Genomic DNA, 17,387 nt, shown 5'->3' with positions numbered 1-17,387 from the left:
TTTAAACTAAACTTTTTGGACAGCCTCTTTTTTTATACTATAAGTATTACAATTAATTTGTAGAGAATAATCTCGCAAAGAAACTTTTGCGTTGCATCATACTTTCTTCTTCAGGGTGCTCTTCACTGAAGATTTCATCTGAAATTTCATAGTCGCCAAAGTTAGTACCTTCAGTGTGATGAGTATTGGATACAGGCTCAAATACGATATCCTGATGAGTAGCCGCAGCTGTGCGTTTATTTTCATCTAAGATGTCCATTATATACTCAACATACGATTTACCTTGTTTTTCTAAGAAACTTTTAAAATAGCGGTTGCTGAGCTCCATTCCACCAATCTTTTCGAGTTTTAGGAGTGTTTGGTACAAAGGTTCAATATGGTCGGTAATTACATATTGAGGTAAAGCACGACGGCGTGCCATAATGGTTACCACTTCACCCATAATATTTCTTCCTACTTCAAAATCGGTGATAACCCAATAATATTCCCCCGATTTAGCTAAGTTTTTGATAATAGCGTGAAAGTTTCTACCCACTAAAATATTATCCCACGTAATTTTGAATATGATTTTAGGCATATCGGGGTGGCGGATAATATTGTGAGGTTTGCCGAGCAACTCACTTGCTGAATAGCCACAAACGTCTATAAACGTTTGGTTTACGTCAGTAATAGTACCATACTTATCAGTAGTACTGATAATGGTTTTTGTTTTATCCCACACAACTTCTCTGTTGATAGGAGTAGGTCTGTTTATGATTTCTTCTGACATAACATTATAAATTATATTCAACGCCACAAAATTAAGAAAAAACTATTATAAAAACAAATACTTATCAAACTTTTTTGTTTGAAACATAACACTTTCTTTATAAATGATTGATAATCAATTGTTATAAAAAAATATTTTATAACAACTTTACCACAAATAATTTGTGGTTTATAATTATTTAGTATCTTTGCCCCGAATCATTCTAAATAAGCACCTTTTATGAAAAAACTTTTGTTTGTTATTACAACACTTCTAATAGGGAAAGTTCACGCACAAGAAAATGTTTTCCTCACTAATGAGTATTGGAAACAAAAGCCCTCTGTGGCTCAAGTAGAACAGGCTATCAATCAAGGTAATAGTGCTACAGCTTTGAATAGCCGTGCTTTCGATGCAACAACTTTAGCTATCTTAAACGGAGCTCCCTATGAAACTATTACTTATCTTATTGATTTAGAAGGAAATGGAGTAGATAAACTGACTCACGACAAACGCACTTACCTCTTTTGGGCTGCCTATCAGGACAATGTGCCCGTGATGGAATACCTTCTCAAGAAAGGAGCTAAGGTGAATATTACTGAATCACATCAACTTACCCCCTTGTTATTCGCTGCTGTAGGGGGAAGAAGCAATAACGCAATTTATGAATTGTTACTGAAACACGGCGCTAACTTAAAAGATACTAATGCCGATGGTGCAAATGCCCTTTTGCTGTTACTCCCTCACCTCAAAGACCTTAAAGAAGCTGATTATTTTCTAAAAAAAGGACTTAAACTTACAGCTATTGATAACAAAGGTAACAATGCTATTTACTATGCAGCAACAACAGGTAATCGTGCTATAATTGAGGCTTTGATGAAGAAGAAAATTAATGTTAAAAAACTGAATAACAAGGGTGAGAGTGCTATTTTTGGTGCCGCTCGTGGTTTTAGAAAAAATTATAACAAGCTTGATACTTTTCAGTATTTAGAACAATTAGGGCTTTCAATTAATCAAAAGAATAAAGATGGAGTTTCACCTCTTTTTGTGTTGGCTGAAAAAAACAAAGATGAAAAAGTGATTAGCTATTTCTTAGAAAAAGGAAATGATGCAAATCAGCTTGATAAAGAAGGAAATAACCCATTGATGAAATCAGCAATTAGCAATAATATATCTGTAATAACAGCTTTACTCGCCAAGACCAAAGATATCAACACACAAAATAAACAAGGATTATCGGCTTTGACCTTGGCAGTAGAGAACAATACCCTTGAAGTAATAGATTTTTTACTCTTAAAAAATGCTGATGTTCAAGTAGTGGATAGGACAGGAAATACACTTTATCACTACGCTATAAAGCGCGGTGATATAAAAATTTTAGAAAAACTTTCACTCTATCCTATCAATATCAATCAAAAAAATAGCAACGGTCTTACCCCTCTACAAATGGCTGTGATGACCGCTAAAAACTTAGATGTGGTACGCTTCTTGCTCAACAAAGGGGCTGATAAAAATCTCACTACTGATTTGGGTGAAACAGTTTACGAATTGGCTCAAGAAAATGAAGCCTTAAAAGGAATGAATATAGAATTTTTAAAATAAAAGAAAGAAGATGAAAAAGAAACTCTTACTTACTGTAGCTGTGGTAGTTGCCTTGCTTACAGTTTCATTTGTCGCTCAACAAGCTACTGCTAAGAAATACAAATGCCTTATCCAGCTTACTAACTACAAAGGGGAGGGGGCTTATATAGTAGCTTCACTCATCAATCCGCAAGGGAAATATGAACAAACATTGCAAGTATTGGGCGACGACCCCGAATGGTATGACGATCTTACTGAATGGTGGAAGTTCTATGGCAAACGCCAAACAATTGATGGGATTACAGGAGCGACCATCAGTGGGGGAGAGCGCGCTGTAAAGGTGCTCACCCTTGATGAGAATAAGTTTGACAAAGGGTATAAAATACGCTTTGAAACAGCAGTAGAAGATGACTATTACTATGCTAAAGACGCTGAAATAGAACTCAAAAAAGAGAACCTTAACACTAAAGTTGAGGGCAAAGGTTATATACGTTACGTTAGACTGATGCCTAATTAGTGACTAAAGTAATATTCGAGTACTTTTAGTTTAAAAATGTACTGATATTTAGCTTTTATCACATCATTTTGAGCATTTTCATATTCGTATTTAGATTGATTGAAGTCAAAAGTATTCATTAAGCCTACATTGTGTCGTTCTTGTGCATAACTAAAAGATTGTTCTTTAGCTTGAGCTGTTTTTTCACTTGCTTCATATAGTTTTTTGGCATTAGCAGCATCGTTGTAGGCTTGATAGATATTTTTTTCAGTACTCAATTCAGTTTGTTCCTTTGCTAATTGCATTTTCTGTAAGGCTAACTTTTGAGTTTTAACATTACTGAGTACAGAAAAATGATTAAAAATAGGAATATTGAGCGATAAACCAGCGTACATACCTTTGTTAGTATCCAGCTGTTCCCAGAAATCCATTACTTGGTTCTTACTCCATCGCGAACTATACCCCCATTGCGCAGAAAGACGAGGCCAAAACGCCGACTGACTTAAGCGCAAACTACTTTCAGCTAATTGCACATTGGCAGTTGCTAATTTCACTTCACCCATTATCTCTTTAGCACTTTGGTAAATCTCTTCAGGAGTTTTGTTTAGTATATCGGCTACGGGAACTTCAAATGTGTTATCGGCTACCTCAAAATCTTTGTAATTCTTCAGTAAAAGCAATTGAGCTAATCCCATTTTTCCGATGAAAAGAGCGCTTTCTGTTTCTATAATTTTCTGCTCAAGCGAAAATAGTTGAGCTTCACTTTCATAAATATCACCTTTGGGCAACGACCCCGCATTGATGAGCTCACGCGTACGTGCAACGCTTTCTTTTGATATTTCTAATTGTGCTTTTTGAATCTTGATCTTTTCTTTGTTGCTCAATACTTCAGTGTAAGCATTGATAATCATTAAGATAATCTCATCTTTCTTCATATCCAATTGGTATTGAGTCGCCAATTGTTTACATTTTGCTTGTTGCAATTTACGCCAATTCTGCAAGCCGGAGAACAAAGGCATCGACATACTGATACCTCCTGAAGCCGATTCAAAAGTAGTGTTTTCAAACTGATTGCTCACAGGATTGATATTCTTTCCTGTATTCCAATTATAAGCAGCTTCACTGTTGATAGAAGGCAGAAAGTTAGCTTTTGTTTGCCATACTTCTATATCAGTGGATTTCAAGTCTATTTCCGATTGTTTAATAGAAAGGTTGTGCTCTTTGGCATACGCTATGCAATCGTTGAGCGTCCAAAGTTTCTGAGCTACTACTGAAAAAGGTAGCAAGCAAAGTAAGAAGAGTTTTTTTTTCATCATTTAATATATTCGATAGGTTTAGCCCTTTTACACACAATCACAGCAATGTGTTCCTCGTTGTCTTCATCTTTTCCTGCAAACGAAAGAGTGAGAATTTCACCTTTTATTACGAAAGTGTTGTTTAAATCACTTTCTTCCTTGCGAATAATGTGATTGCCCTCTACAGTATAGAAATCTTTATTACTGTTGAGAATTACACAATTACCATTGTATTTTTTGTAATAATTCTCAATAATTTCGTTTTTAGTAAATATAAAAGTACTCTGCTTTTCACAATCGTTGAGGGTAATCTCTAAGTTGTCTAAGCTTTGAGATTCAATCGTCCACGAGCCTATAAGATCGTCGTGACGAATGCTTTCCTCTTGAGAAAAAGCAGGTAAAAAGCTAAAAGATAGCGAGATAGTAACAAATAGTTTGTATATGGTACTCATAGAAATGATATTGTGAGTACAAAACTACAAAATAATTCTGGATTGACAAATTATTTTATATCTTTGTCGCGTAAAATCAGCAAATTGACAAATTGCCAAATTGACAAATCTACTATGGATAAATATCTTTTAGAACGTTACCCGCTAGTGTGGAATACTCGCTTGCTCCCAATGTTAGCTCTTGCGAGCTGTGGACATATCTTTTTTATCTTATTAGGTTGGGTAGCAAAAAATGAAGACTTCAATTACTATGCTTTTAATGCTATAATGGCAGATTTTATAGGGTTTCCATTATTGTTACATCTTGTTGTCTCTATATTGTTGTTAGTAGTTTGGTTGCTGTATCTCAGTAGAAACAACGCTTTCAAGCATTTTTATCCTTTCCCTGAAGAAAAACTCTTCTTGCAATGGATACTTTATTTTCTTATCGTCTTTTCCTCAGTGTCCTTTGTACTGTCTTATGCGATTGTCAAAGGCTTAGGGAAGTATCCTTTTAGCAATACTTCTGATGTGATATACCTATTAAATTTCCTTTTGAGTATAGCTTTTGTTATAGCGACACTCGTGTACTGTGTGCGTATTACCAATGTGCAAATTCTGCTGCTTACTATTGTTTTTATAGGGATTCTTTTAATTATATTATCTTTTATAGGCAATAAATTGTTGTTCTTATTGGTTTATGCTACACTTGTATATATTTCTGTGAGTAAGGAAATTCACATACCAAAGAAGTTTATAGGCATTGTGGTAAATACAGTACTTCTTTTTTCGTTTATGGTAATGTACTATATAATTGATAGCATTATGGAGAATATGTTATTAGATAGGTCTCGCGATGAGTTCTCTAACAAAAATTTTTGTATATCCTTCTGTTTAACTTTGGTGTTTATAGGCTGCTACACAAGGGTAATACAACGATGGAAAGCAATAGCGGACTGAAGTAATACTTTTCTATAATTTCAATCGCTGACATATTGTCAGTGATTGAAATTAGATTTAAAAAACTGATAATGATTTCTTTAATATGAAAATACCTTTAAAATATTAAGAAATAACTCTGTCAAAAAGTTGTAAAACTGTCATTTTGTCAGTTAAATCTATTTGGCATAACTCTTGTCTTTCTCTTGCTGAAAATGTTTAACCCAAATTGTTAATTGAAAGATATATGAACTTTAATAACTTTACTATCAAAGCACAAGAAGCGGTACAAACCGCTCAGCAAATAGCCCAACAGTATGGGCATCAGGAATTGCAAAACGAACATTTCTTCAAAGCTATTGAGCAAGTAGATGAGAACGTATTGCCTTTCCTATTCAAAAAATTGAATATCAACCGCGAGCAATTAAATAAACAGTTGGATGCAGCCTTACAAGGTTTTGCAAAAGTAAGCGGTGGCGATATGGGGTTCTCACGCGAAGCAAGCACTATGCTCAACGAGGCTGTAAATATCGCAAAAAAATGGAATGACGAATATGTGTCTTTGGAACACCTTATATTGGCTATCTTCAAATCAAACAGTAAAATCGCCCAAGCTCTCAAAAACCAAGGCGTGAGTGAAAAAGAGTTGGAGAAAGCTATTCAAGAATTGCGCAAAGGCGAACGCGTAACTTCGGCTTCGGCTGAAGATACTTACAATTCGCTCAACAAATACGCCAAAAACCTCAATCAGTTAGCCGATAGCGGGAAACTCGACCCTGTGATTGGTCGCGATGAGGAAATACGTCGTGTGTTGCAAATTCTTTCACGTCGTACCAAGAACAACCCTATGTTAGTGGGTGAACCTGGGGTAGGTAAAACGGCTATAGCCGAAGGCTTAGCGCACCGTATTGTGAAAGGTGACGTGCCTGAAAACCTGAAAGACAAGGTAATTTACTCCCTCGATATGGGGGCTCTTATCGCAGGTGCGAAGTACAAAGGTGAGTTTGAAGAACGACTCAAATCAGTAGTGAAAGAGGTTACCTCATCCGATGGCAACATCATTCTGTTTATAGATGAAATTCACACCCTTGTGGGAGCAGGAGGAGGCGAAGGTGCGATGGACGCTGCCAATATCTTAAAACCTGCCTTAGCACGTGGTGAACTCCGTGCTATTGGTGCCACTACTCTCGATGAGTACCAAAAGTACTTTGAGAAAGACAAAGCTCTTGAACGTCGTTTTCAAAAGGTAATGGTAGACGAACCAGATACCGAAAGTGCTATCTCAATATTGCGTGGTATCAAAGAAAAATACGAAACTCACCACAAAGTACGTATCAAAGACGAAGCGATTATCGCGGCAGTAGAACTTTCTGAACGCTACATTACTAATCGTTTCTTACCCGATAAGGCAATAGATCTAATGGACGAGGCAGCTGCCAAGCTCCGTATGGAAATCAATTCTAAACCCGAAGAGTTAGACGTACTCGACCGCAAGATAATGCAACTCGAAATAGAAATTGAAGCTATCAAACGTGAAAAAGACGAAGATAAGCTCAAAATGCTATATGTAGATTTGGCAAATCTTAAAGAAGAACGTAACGCTATCAATGCTAAATGGCAGAGTGAAAAAAGCGTAATTGATGAAGTGCAAACCACTAAGGAAGCTATTGAGAAATACCGTTTGGAAGCCGATAGAGCCGAACGTGAAGGCGACTACGGTAAAGTAGCCGAATTGCGTTATGGCAAAATCAAAGAAGCGGAAGACAAGTTAGTGGAATTGCAAAAGAATTTAGATAGCAAGTCACACGAAAATGCTCTTGTAAAAGAAGAAGTAACCGCCGAAGACATCGCTGAAGTAGTCGCAAAATGGACAGGTATACCTGTAGCTAAAATGTTACAAGGCGAACGCGAAAAACTCTTAAACTTAGAGAAAGAATTACACCGTCGTGTAGTAGGTCAAGAAGAAGCCATCGAGGCAGTTTCCGATGCCATACGCCGTAGTCGTGCTGGTTTGCAAGACCCACGTCGTCCTATAGGTTCTTTCCTTTTCTTAGGAACTACGGGGGTAGGTAAAACCGAACTTGCCAAAGCCTTAGCCGAATATTTATTCGACGATGAAAATGCAATGACGCGTATAGATATGAGCGAATACCAAGAGAAACACGCTGTTAGCCGATTAGTAGGTGCGCCTCCAGGATATGTGGGTTATGACGAAGGTGGTCAGCTTACTGAAGCTGTGCGTCGTCGTCCATATTCCGTAATACTTTTAGACGAAATCGAAAAAGCTCACCCCGATACATTCAACATCTTGTTGCAAGTACTCGACGAAGGTAGGCTTACTGACAACAAAGGTCGTACCGCCGACTTTAAGAATACGATTATCATTATGACCTCCAATATGGGTAGCCATATCATTCAGGAAACTTTTGAAAAATATCCTAAGGATACCGAGCGCGCTATCGACGAGTCACGTGACGAGGTGTTACAACTCCTCAAACAAACTGTACGCCCTGAGTTTTTGAACCGTATAGACGACATTATAATGTTCACACCGCTCAACGCCAAGGATATCCGTAGTATTGTGCGTTTGCAATTGCAATCAGTGTTCCGTATGGTTGCCAAAGAAGGCATCTTGCTCGATGCTACCGATGAGGCTATTGATTACTTAGCACAAAAAGGATTCGACCCTCAGTTTGGTGCTCGTCCAGTGAAACGTATCATTCAGAAAGAAGTGCTCAATAAACTCTCTAAAGAAATATTGAGCGGTACAGTACAACGTGATGCAGTCATCTTATTAGATGCTTTTGATAATCAATTGGTATTTAGAAATCAAAAATCAGAGAATAATTAACAAGGAATTAGGGAATTTAGGAGTTAGTTGTCAGTCATTAGTAACAATGGCTAACTCCTAAAACCTATCTCCAACCTTTAACTCTGACAATTTGTCAGTTTTTAGTCCTTTGGCACAATCATTGACTATTACTGATTACGTAAGCGTAAGGCTTACAAAAAATAATGTTGAACTTAAAAAAACGATAATTAATTAATATGAGTAAGATTATAGGTATTGACTTAGGAACCACAAACTCTTGTGTTTCTGTGATGGAAGGTAATGACCCAGTGGTAATTACCAATGCCGAAGGTAAACGCACAACTCCTTCAGTGGTAGCTTTTACCGAAGGTGGTGAAATAAAAGTAGGTGACGCTGCTAAACGTCAAGCTGTTACCAACCCTAAAAACACGATATATTCTATCAAACGTTTTATGGGTAACAAATTTTCAGAATTAGAAAAAGAAATCGCTCGTGTACCTTATAAGGTAGTACGTGGCGACAACGATACCCCTCGTGTGGATATAGACGGACGTTTATATACACCACAAGAAATTTCAGCTATGATTCTTCAAAAAATGAAGAAAACTGCCGAAGATTTCTTAGGACAACCAGTAACAAGCGCAGTAATCACTGTACCAGCTTACTTCAACGACGCTCAACGTCAAGCTACTAAAGAAGCAGGTGAAATCGCAGGTTTGAAAGTAGAACGTATCATCAACGAACCTACAGCTGCTGCTTTGGCTTATGGTTTGGATAAAGATCATAGCGACCACAAAATTGTTGTATTCGACTTTGGTGGTGGTACACACGACGTCTCTATCTTGGAACTTGGCGATGGCGTGTTTGAAGTACTCGCTACTGATGGTGATACTCACCTTGGAGGTGATGATGTTGATGAAAAAATCATCAATTGGTTGGCTGAAGAGTTTCAAAAAGAAGAACAAATCGACCTTCGTAAAGACCCTATGGCGTTGCAACGTCTTAAAGAAGCTGCTGAAAAAGCTAAGATTGAACTTTCATCAACTACTGAAACTGAAATCAACTTACCTTATATCACCGCTACAGCCTCAGGACCTAAACACTTGGTACGTAAACTATCTCGTGCTAAATTCGAACAACTCATCGATGACCTTGTAAAACGTACTATTGAGCCTTGTAAAAAAGCGTTAGAAAATGCTGGTCTCAGTGTAAGTGATATCAACGAAGTAATCTTAGTAGGTGGTTCTACTCGTATTCCTGCTGTACAAGAAGCCGTTGAAAAATTCTTTGGTAAAAAACCTAATAAGAGTGTGAACCCTGATGAGGTAGTAGCCATTGGAGCAGCTATTCAAGGAGGTGTACTCACCGGTGATGTGAAAGATGTATTGCTCTTGGACGTTACCCCACTTTCTTTAGGTATCGAAACTATGGGGGGTGTGATGACCAAACTCATCGATGCAAACACCACTATTCCTACCAAGAAATCACAAGTGTTCTCTACCGCTACCGACAATCAGCCAAGCGTAGAAATTCACGTATTGCAAGGAGAACGCCCAATGGCACACGATAATAATACTATCGGTCGTTTCCACTTAGATAATATTCCACCTGCACCACGTGGAGTACCACAAATTGAGGTAACTTTTGATATCGATGCCAATGGTATTATCAACGTGTCAGCAACCGATAAAGGTACAGGTAAATCTCACAATATCCGTATAGAAGCCTCTTCAGGTCTTTCTAAAGAAGAAATTGAAAAGATGAAACGCGAAGCTGAAGCCAATGCTGAAGCCGATAAGCAAGCCAGAGAAAAAGCTGAAAAACTCAACGAAGCTGATGCGATGATTTTCCAAACTGAAAAACAATTGAAAGAGTTTGGTGATAAAATCCCAGCTGATAAGAGAGGAGCTATTGAAACAGCGCTTGGTGAACTCAAAACAGCTTTCGAAAGCAAAGAACTCCCAGCAGTAGAAGCAGCTCTCAGCAAAATCAACACTGCTTGGCAACAAGCCTCTGAAGATATCTACAAAGCACAACAAGGAGGTGCAGCACAAGGACCAAATCCTAATGCAACCAATCCTTTTGGTGATGCAAATCCATTCAGCGGACAACAAGGCGGCAACAACGGTCCCGATGTCCAAGACGTAGACTTCGAAGAAGTAAAATAGAGATTAGTTATTAACAACTAATAAATATCAAAAACCACTATAAACACTTAGTTTATAGTGGTTTTTCTATTTTTTAATTAATCAAAAATATTTGTTTTTCTCATTTTTTAATCATAATTTTGTACCATATTTGTACCGGGTCTTAATTTACTACAATGTGGTTCTTAAAACTCTTATGATTCTTAATAGTATAAAATGGGATTTAGTAAACTTAAAATACCAAAGGTTTGTGAACAATGTCAGAAACCATTTGAAGCAAAAACGATAACAACTCGTTTTTGCTCACATTTTTGTGCGGATAAAAATAGGAAAGAACAAAAAAAGCGAGAGCTAGAATTACAGAAAAAAGAAAAAGTTTTAGAAAAATATGCAGATAAGATTGCTACTTTGCAACATAGAGAATTAATTTCTGTAAGTGAGGCAGTTGTTTTATTTGGAATCTCAAAAAGTTCTATTCATAGATTGATTAAACGAAATATCATTCGTAGTGTGAATTTGGGGGAGCGACTTACAAGAATAAATAAAACAGAATTAGAAAAACTTTTATCTCCAATTATTATAAATGAAAATGATAAACAAGAAAAAGAACTTCCTAAAAAATATAAAAAAGAAGATTGCTATACGCTTTCGCAAGTGAGTGAAAAGTTTGCAGCAAATCCTTCGACAGTAAATAGCATCATAGAAAGATTTAATATTCCTAAGGAAAAAATAGGGAAATTTGTATATGTTCCAAAGGTTGAAATTGATAAAATATTTATTAGACAATGAAAGTAAAACCCACAAAATGTACAGTAAGACTTCGTAAGACAGAATTTAAGAAAGAATGGTATGTTTACGTGGAGTCTTACCCTGTTTATGAAGCAAATGAAGAAACACCTAAAAGAGTCAGAGAATATCTCAATAGAAGTGTTAGTTCTGTAGTTTTTGACAAAACTCGCTCAGCAAAAACTGATGATAAAGGAAATGTTTCCTATAAACCCAAACGAGATGAAAATGGAGTAATCATTTGTAAAAGTGATTTAGATAAAGAGACAATGTTATTTGCGGATGCAATTCGTAGAAAATTACAAAAAGAATATGATGAGCAAATTTTATTAGGAGATAATCAACAATTAAAACAGAAAGAATTATTAGAAGAAAATTTTATTTCGTATTGTGAAGAGCTATTGAAGAAAAAACATAAGAATAGTTCAGACTCCATTCGTGTAAATTGGAAAAGGGTAATAGGATTTCTAAAATTGTTTTCAGAAGAAGAAGTGAAATTTGCACAGATTGATATGAAATTTTCAGAGGATTTTAAAAATTTCTTATTATCTGCTCCTTGTGGAGGGAATAAAAAGGGAACTATATCTGTCAATACCTCTGCAACATATTTTTCTATTTTCAAAGCTATTTTAAAACAAGCTTTTATTGATGGATATTTTTTATCAGATTTATCAGGAAAAATAAAAGGTATTGCCGATAGAGAGTCAAGAAGAGAATATCTTTCAGAGGAAGAACTAAATATTTTGGCACAAACAGATTGTGATAATGATGTTTTGAAACGAGCGTCACTTTTCTCTGCTCTTACAGGATTAAGACATTCAGATATTCAAAAAATGAAATGGAAGGAAGTTATAGAAGATAATGATAAAATAGAACTCCACTTTACTCAGAAGAAAACTAAAGGAGTAGAATATAAACCCATTTCGAAACAGGCCTTAAAATTATGTGGAGAGAGAAGAAACTTAGAGGATTTAGTTTTTGAAAATTTACCTGATCCTTCTTGGATTTCTCGCCCTTTGAAAAAGTGGATTGCAAGAGCAGGTATTCACAAGAATATTACTTTTCATTGTTTTAGACACACATTCGCAACCTTACAATTAGCTAATGGTACAGATATTTACACTGTAAGCAAAATGCTAGGGCATACAAATGTAAATACAACACAAATCTATGCAAAAGTAATTGATGAAAATAAAATAAAAGCAGCAGAAGTTATTAAGTTGAATTTTTAATTGTAAAACTATGAATATGATACAAGAAAGATATTTAATTTGGGGATCAAGAGAATTAGCGATTATTATAGTCACATTAGTACAAATAACACGTCTTATGGCGAAATTTGAAGTTTATGACATTAAAACGATTGTCACTATGATTATTATTGTATTTGTATTAATGGTGGTTTTTATTTATTGTAATCTTCAGTTACTTCTGATGGAAATTTCATACTTTATTAAAAATAAAATAAACTCTAAAAAAGTTATAAATATTAATACATTACTTTATAAAACAAAAGATACTATTCCAGCTAATATTATCCCTGCTAATACAGTTTTTCCTGATAGTATCCCTGTAAATACGGCTTCTTCAGATATAATTAATGATAATATAAATGATGTTAGCATAAGAAAAGCACAAAACAAAAAACGTAAATTTGATATTGCTAAAGAATATATAACAGAAACTTTTTCTCCATATTGTTCAAATGAAGAAATTGAAAATATTTGTGCTGCTATAATAGATTATTCTAAAGGGGAGACTGATTTTTCAAAATATCCATCCATAGAAATTAAGGTACTAAATAATCTTGATTTATATCACTTCGCTTGGAGTATTTGGAATCACTTTAGAGTTGGGAAACAAGATGTGATTGTCAAACTCTTGAAAGTAATTTTTGCAACAAAATTATCAGATGTTGATGTGAAAACAATAAAAAGCCATTTGAAAGACGATGAAAACAAAGGAATAGTTAAAATCAAAGAAGATTTATCTAATCCCGATGAGCAAAAAAAATAATAAAAAAGAGTGTTTTTATTGTGATTTTTTTGTGATTCTCTTGTAATTTCTATGTTTTTGTGTGTTTTTGCGTGTTTTTCTTATCACAAAGAAAACACTTATTAAGTTTGCACCGTGATTTTAAAATATCAAAATTATGAACGCAAACGAAATTTCATTTGAAAATCTGCCTAAAGCAGTTGCTTTTTTATCTCATCAGATAGAAGAATTAAAGACTATTGTAAAAAATAAAGGTACAATAGAAATCAATAACAAGAAAAATCCTATAAGTATAGATCAGGCTTGTACAATCATAAAAAAGGCTAAACCTACAGTCTATACTTTAGTGAGAAAGCGACAAATTCCACATTATAAAAATGGGAAAAAGCTCTATTTCTATGAAGATGAACTTTTGGATTGGATTGCTCAAGGAAAAAGAAAGACAATTCAAGAAATAGATGAAATAGCCCATAAAACTGGAAAAAGGTTCAAGTAATTTTAACGTAAAAATGTATCAATATGGAAGAATTACTTATACCTTACATTCGTGTAGGCACTACCTATTACAAAATTATAGAACGTCCACAAATCTCTGGCGACAAAATCACTTCACTCGTTAAGTGGTCAAGAGAAACTATTATCCAAGATCACGGCAAGAAATATGTCTATGACATACCGAAATATGATGGGTTTTGCTGTATTCCCAATCATTTGAAATATCAAAAAACAATTAGAAACTTCTACAATATTTATAATGAAATCCCTTATCAGCCAAGCGTTTCAGAGGTCTCGATAAATGATATTCCATTTTCCATTTCTTTTATGCAACATATTTTTGGAAATCAAGTAGACTTAGGTCTAGATTATCTGAAAATTTTACTGGAAAATCCTACTCAAATTCTTCCTGTTTTATGTTTGGTAAGCAAGGAAAGAGCTACAGGGAAAACCACTTTTCTAAAATGGATGAAAGAAATTTTTGGAAGAAATATGACTTACATCAAGGGAGATTCTTTTAATAGTCAATTTAATTCTGATTGGGCTTCAATGTTGATTATAGCCCTTGATGAAGTATTTTTTGACCGAAAAGAAATTACCGAACGGTTAAAATATCTCTCGACTACCAATAAAGACAAATTAGAAAACAAAGGCAAAGACAGAGAGGAAATTGACTTTTTTGGAAAATTTATTCTTTGTTCTAATAATGAAGAAAATTTCATACAAATTGATGAGAATGAAATTCGTTTTTGGGTATTAAAAATCAATCCTATAAGGCTTGAAAATACTGAGTTTCTTCAAAATCTAATTACAGAAATTCCTTTGTTTTTAAGTTTTTTAATCCATCGGAAATTCTATTCAGAAAAGAAAAGCAGAATGTGGTTTGCTCCCGAAGAAATAAAAACTAAAGCACTTCAAAAACTTATTCTCAAAAATTCAAATAAGTTGGAATGTAAGATGATGGAGCTTCTTTATGAGTTTTTTGAATCAAATGAGGAAACAGAAATAGAAGTTGTTCCTCAGGATATTTTGAATATGCTCAATAGAATGTTCCGTCAGTTACATTATTCTCGAAATGATGTGAGAAATGTACTGAAAGAAAAATGGAATTTGGAACCCCAAAAAAATGGATTAACCTACATCCGTTATGATATTGACTATTCAGGAAATTTTTATCAGAACAATTCTGTGGGAAGGTACTTCAAAATTTCCAAAAATTTTATTCTTGAAAAATACGTTGATTTGTTGAATTAAATCTCAAGCCATTGAAAACTAATTAAATTTTTATTCAACGAAGTACTCAACAAATTTTAAAACATTGAATTTTGTTGAGCTATTGTTGAATAATCATAAACCTATTTTGTTGAATTGTTGAGTTTTGTTGAGTGTATAAAGCACACTTGATGAGATGGTTACATTCTTTATTCAACAATTCAACGAAAAAACAAATATATTAAACTCAGATAATAACATATGAATTGTAAGCAAGCAAATACTCAGATATCTATTAGAAATGTTTTAGAAAGTTTTTCTCTTTTCCCAAGCAAAGATAATTCTAAGTCAGCATTTTATTTTGCTTTTGATAGAGAAGAAAAAACACCCAGTCTCTTTGTCAATTTTGTAAAGAATATTGCTTTTGACTTCGGAACGGGAAAGAAATACGATGTAATCTCATTGGTTCAGGGCATCAAACAATGTTCTGTATCTCAAGCCTTAGAATATTTGTCTCAATTTAATTTTTCTTTTAAGGAGCAAATGTACAATATAACTAGGGATGGAAGTAAATATGAAATATTATCTATTTCAGAGGTTAAACACTACGCCTTAATTCAATATTTAAAAGAAAGAAGAATTGAAAATAACATTCACTTGCTTAAAGAAATCCATTATAAAATATCTAATAAAAAATATTTTGGAATTGGTTTCAAAAATGATGCTAATGGTTATGAAGTAAGGAATAAATATTCAAAAATTTGTATTGGGAGAAAAGACATTACTACAATAAAAAATAAATCAAACAATCTTCGGATTTTCGAAGGATTTATGGATTATCTTTCTTTTAAACAAATGGAAAAAGCTCTCAAAAAAGCACTATCAGATTATGTGATTTTGAATTCTGTTACAATGATTTTTAAACTTGAAAAAATCATTAAAAGTTATGAGAAAATAGAATTATATTTTGATAATGATGAGGCAGGAAATAGGGCAACAAATGAAGTTAAACGATTAAATCCTTATGTTGAAGATAATAGAATATTATATCAAAACTACAAAGATTTAAATGATTTTATAATGGGCAAAATCTCTTTGCTACAATATTAGTGCAAAAAGTACCCATTGTTTACAAAAAGCGAGAGTGGCTTAATGTAAAATGGGACTTTTTGGTTTTTTCCTATCGTCAAAAACATTCTAAAAACGCTAATAAATAAAAGAATGGAACAAGATTTTTTAACGAATTTCATAACAAAGATTCAACAAGAGCAAGAACAAAAAGATGCAGAAGAAAAAAGGAAAAATCATTTCAGAACTATTGGTAAAAAAGGTGGTTTAGCCAAGAAAAAATCTGCTCTTTTTTCTAAAACAATTTCTGCAAAACTCACTGAAAAAGAATTTGAAATTCTCAGAATAAAAGCAGAAAAACTAAACCTCAAAATCTCTAAATATGTTCGATTAGTTTTAACGGAAAAAGAATTGAAAGTCAATGAATTTAAAACCGATGAAGTGCTTTTATCTTATGGGAATAACTTTAATAGAATTAAGAATCTATTGCGAAATCGTGAGTTTTCAAGTTTAGAGAATAAGGCTGAGATTATGAGAGAGATAGAAGGAGTTACTAAATTGATTTACAATTATTTATACCAAAATAGAGTACGAGATGAATAATTCTGCAACAACGAGACGAATTTCCAAAATCGCTTTACAATACAATGGAAATGATAAAGGCACAGCTGAAATGGTATATTCCAGCAATTTGTTATCCGATACTGCTGAAAATCAATTCCAAGAGATGAAATCGGTAGCAGATCGAAATAAGAATGTAAAGAATTGGGCTTTAACGGGGTATATTTCTCCCGAGAGAAGTGAAGAAAATGAAATCTCTAATGAAGTTTTGGTAGATATTACCCTGAAAGCTCTACAAAAAGTTGGTGTTACAAAAGACAATCAAATTCGACTAGATATTCATAATTCTACAAAACACAAACATATTCATTTTGTAGTCAATAGAGTAAATACACATGGCCAAAATACCATAACGGCTCATAAAATAGGAGAATTATTTGGACAAGCTGTAAGAGAAATTTGTAAAAATATGAATCTTAAGACAGATGTAGAAATCAGTAAGGAAAAGAAAGAGAAAATGCTTGATAGTTTGCATCACTGTCTTAAGAAAGCTACTAATTTTGATGAATTGATTACTGAAATGGAGCAATTGGGATACGAAGTAATACTATCAGAAAATGTAAAAGTAGGTGTTTCAGGAATGCGAATTGTAAAAATCTCTGATATTAATACAGAAACAAAAAGAGAATATCCTGCTGGGTATAAACTCTCTGAAATTACTAATAAACTCAAAATGAAAGAAATTAAACAGATTTTGGAAAAAAATAGTTCAGTTCTAAAAACAGAAAAAGAAGAAATAAATAGGCCAGGAAGAAGGTTTTAAA

The 17,387-nt window shown here is 34.1% G+C and carries 16 protein-coding genes; 13 read left to right on the top strand and 3 right to left on the bottom strand.

Features of this window, described 5'->3' with window-relative positions; translation table 11 throughout:
- Positions 1–52 precede the first annotated feature (52 nt).
- Entirely contained in the window at positions 53–769 is a 717-nt protein-coding gene (locus HMPREF9073_RS11195; RefSeq protein ID WP_034555837.1) for a PAS domain-containing protein, read from the bottom strand.
- Positions 770–988: 219 nt separating this feature from the next.
- Here HMPREF9073_RS11195 and HMPREF9073_RS11190 point away from each other — a divergent pair, with 219 nt between their 5' ends.
- A complete protein-coding gene (locus HMPREF9073_RS11190) occupies positions 989–2,347 on the top strand; it encodes an ankyrin repeat domain-containing protein (protein WP_009413877.1) in 1,359 nt (452 codons plus the stop codon).
- A 10-nt stretch (positions 2,348–2,357) separates the two neighbouring features.
- Positions 2,358–2,843 (top strand): DUF2271 domain-containing protein, encoded by a 486-nt coding sequence (locus HMPREF9073_RS11185; protein ID WP_009413876.1) that lies wholly within the window; start codon positions 2,358–2,360, stop codon positions 2,841–2,843.
- Here the strand turns inward: HMPREF9073_RS11185 and HMPREF9073_RS11180 are convergent.
- Positions 2,840–4,138 (bottom strand): TolC family protein, encoded by a 1,299-nt coding sequence (locus tag HMPREF9073_RS11180; RefSeq protein WP_009413875.1) that lies wholly within the window; start codon positions 4,136–4,138, stop codon positions 2,840–2,842. The genes HMPREF9073_RS11185 and HMPREF9073_RS11180 overlap by 4 nt on opposite strands.
- Positions 4,135–4,569, bottom strand: coding sequence for a lipocalin family protein (locus tag HMPREF9073_RS11175; protein WP_009413874.1), 435 nt, complete (start codon positions 4,567–4,569; stop codon positions 4,135–4,137). The genes HMPREF9073_RS11180 and HMPREF9073_RS11175 overlap by 4 nt, the downstream gene beginning before the upstream one ends.
- 114 nt (positions 4,570–4,683) lie before the next feature.
- Between HMPREF9073_RS11175 and HMPREF9073_RS11170 the strand changes: the two genes are divergently transcribed.
- From HMPREF9073_RS11170 to HMPREF9073_RS11120, 11 genes are all read left to right on the top strand, one after another.
- Complete coding sequence (locus tag HMPREF9073_RS11170) at positions 4,684–5,508, top strand: hypothetical protein (RefSeq protein ID WP_009413873.1); 825 nt, start codon at positions 4,684–4,686, stop codon at positions 5,506–5,508.
- Between the two features lie 226 nt (positions 5,509–5,734).
- Positions 5,735–8,338, top strand: a complete 2,604-nt coding sequence (gene clpB, locus HMPREF9073_RS11165; RefSeq protein ID WP_009413872.1) for an ATP-dependent chaperone ClpB — start codon at positions 5,735–5,737, stop codon at positions 8,336–8,338.
- A 197-nt stretch (positions 8,339–8,535) separates the two neighbouring features.
- The gene (gene dnaK, locus HMPREF9073_RS11160; RefSeq protein WP_009413871.1) at positions 8,536–10,467 is read left to right on the top strand and encodes a molecular chaperone DnaK; all 1,932 of its coding nucleotides are present in this window, start codon (positions 8,536–8,538) and stop codon (positions 10,465–10,467) included.
- A gap of 195 nt (positions 10,468–10,662) precedes the next feature.
- Positions 10,663–11,235, top strand: a complete 573-nt coding sequence (locus tag HMPREF9073_RS11155; RefSeq protein WP_009413870.1) for an AlpA family transcriptional regulator — start codon at positions 10,663–10,665, stop codon at positions 11,233–11,235.
- Positions 11,232–12,464, top strand: a complete 1,233-nt coding sequence (locus HMPREF9073_RS11150) for a site-specific integrase (protein ID WP_009413869.1) — start codon at positions 11,232–11,234, stop codon at positions 12,462–12,464. Before HMPREF9073_RS11155 ends, HMPREF9073_RS11150 begins: the two co-directional genes overlap by 4 nt.
- A 10-nt stretch (positions 12,465–12,474) precedes the next feature.
- Positions 12,475–13,248 (top strand): hypothetical protein, encoded by a 774-nt coding sequence (locus tag HMPREF9073_RS11145; RefSeq protein ID WP_009413868.1) that lies wholly within the window; start codon positions 12,475–12,477, stop codon positions 13,246–13,248.
- Between the two features lie 136 nt (positions 13,249–13,384).
- Positions 13,385–13,723 carry a helix-turn-helix domain-containing protein gene (locus tag HMPREF9073_RS11140; protein WP_009413867.1) on the top strand — a complete coding sequence of 113 codons (339 nt, stop codon included), beginning with the start codon at positions 13,385–13,387 and terminating at the stop codon, positions 13,721–13,723.
- 23 nt (positions 13,724–13,746) lie between these two features.
- Positions 13,747–14,976: a primase-helicase family protein gene (locus tag HMPREF9073_RS11135; RefSeq protein WP_009413866.1), complete on the top strand. Its 1,230-nt coding sequence runs from the start codon at positions 13,747–13,749 to the stop codon at positions 14,974–14,976.
- A gap of 219 nt (positions 14,977–15,195) precedes the next feature.
- Positions 15,196–16,044 (top strand): toprim domain-containing protein, encoded by an 849-nt coding sequence (locus HMPREF9073_RS11130; RefSeq protein ID WP_009413865.1) that lies wholly within the window; start codon positions 15,196–15,198, stop codon positions 16,042–16,044.
- 111 nt (positions 16,045–16,155) lie between these two features.
- Positions 16,156–16,605, top strand: a complete 450-nt coding sequence (locus tag HMPREF9073_RS11125) for a hypothetical protein (protein WP_009413864.1) — start codon at positions 16,156–16,158, stop codon at positions 16,603–16,605.
- On the top strand, positions 16,598–17,386 hold the full coding sequence (locus tag HMPREF9073_RS11120; RefSeq protein ID WP_009413863.1) for a relaxase/mobilization nuclease domain-containing protein: 789 nt from the start codon (positions 16,598–16,600) through the stop codon (positions 17,384–17,386). Before HMPREF9073_RS11125 ends, HMPREF9073_RS11120 begins: the two co-directional genes overlap by 8 nt.
- The last annotated feature ends 1 nt before the right edge of the window (position 17,387 follow it).

Origin of the sequence: Capnocytophaga sp. oral taxon 326 str. F0382, assembly GCF_000318295.1 — a bacterium.
In the GTDB taxonomy this organism is placed as follows: Bacteria; Bacteroidota; Bacteroidia; order Flavobacteriales; family Flavobacteriaceae; genus Capnocytophaga; species Capnocytophaga periodontitidis.
The sequence above is the reverse complement of the archived record's forward strand: the minus strand, read 5'-3'. Positions and strand labels throughout refer to the sequence as shown.

What these genes read in the sequence shown, in the direction of transcription:
- HMPREF9073_RS11195 (WP_034555837.1), bottom strand. Translation starts at nt 769, where the DNA reads ATGTCAGAAGAAATCATAAACAGACCTACTCCTATCAACAGAGAAGTT.
- HMPREF9073_RS11190 (WP_009413877.1), top strand. Translation starts at nt 989, where the DNA reads ATGAAAAAACTTTTGTTTGTTATTACAACACTTCTAATAGGGAAAGTT.
- HMPREF9073_RS11185 (WP_009413876.1), top strand. Translation starts at nt 2,358, where the DNA reads ATGAAAAAGAAACTCTTACTTACTGTAGCTGTGGTAGTTGCCTTGCTT.
- HMPREF9073_RS11180 (WP_009413875.1), bottom strand. Translation starts at nt 4,138, where the DNA reads ATGATGAAAAAAAAACTCTTCTTACTTTGCTTGCTACCTTTTTCAGTA.
- HMPREF9073_RS11175 (WP_009413874.1), bottom strand. Translation starts at nt 4,569, where the DNA reads ATGAGTACCATATACAAACTATTTGTTACTATCTCGCTATCTTTTAGC.
- HMPREF9073_RS11170 (WP_009413873.1), top strand. Translation starts at nt 4,684, where the DNA reads ATGGATAAATATCTTTTAGAACGTTACCCGCTAGTGTGGAATACTCGC.
- clpB (WP_009413872.1), top strand. Translation starts at nt 5,735, where the DNA reads ATGAACTTTAATAACTTTACTATCAAAGCACAAGAAGCGGTACAAACC.
- dnaK (WP_009413871.1), top strand. Translation starts at nt 8,536, where the DNA reads ATGAGTAAGATTATAGGTATTGACTTAGGAACCACAAACTCTTGTGTT.
- HMPREF9073_RS11155 (WP_009413870.1), top strand. Translation starts at nt 10,663, where the DNA reads ATGGGATTTAGTAAACTTAAAATACCAAAGGTTTGTGAACAATGTCAG.
- HMPREF9073_RS11150 (WP_009413869.1), top strand. Translation starts at nt 11,232, where the DNA reads ATGAAAGTAAAACCCACAAAATGTACAGTAAGACTTCGTAAGACAGAA.
- HMPREF9073_RS11145 (WP_009413868.1), top strand. Translation starts at nt 12,475, where the DNA reads ATGAATATGATACAAGAAAGATATTTAATTTGGGGATCAAGAGAATTA.
- HMPREF9073_RS11140 (WP_009413867.1), top strand. Translation starts at nt 13,385, where the DNA reads ATGAACGCAAACGAAATTTCATTTGAAAATCTGCCTAAAGCAGTTGCT.
- HMPREF9073_RS11135 (WP_009413866.1), top strand. Translation starts at nt 13,747, where the DNA reads ATGGAAGAATTACTTATACCTTACATTCGTGTAGGCACTACCTATTAC.
- HMPREF9073_RS11130 (WP_009413865.1), top strand. Translation starts at nt 15,196, where the DNA reads ATGAATTGTAAGCAAGCAAATACTCAGATATCTATTAGAAATGTTTTA.
- HMPREF9073_RS11125 (WP_009413864.1), top strand. Translation starts at nt 16,156, where the DNA reads ATGGAACAAGATTTTTTAACGAATTTCATAACAAAGATTCAACAAGAG.
- HMPREF9073_RS11120 (WP_009413863.1), top strand. Translation starts at nt 16,598, where the DNA reads ATGAATAATTCTGCAACAACGAGACGAATTTCCAAAATCGCTTTACAA.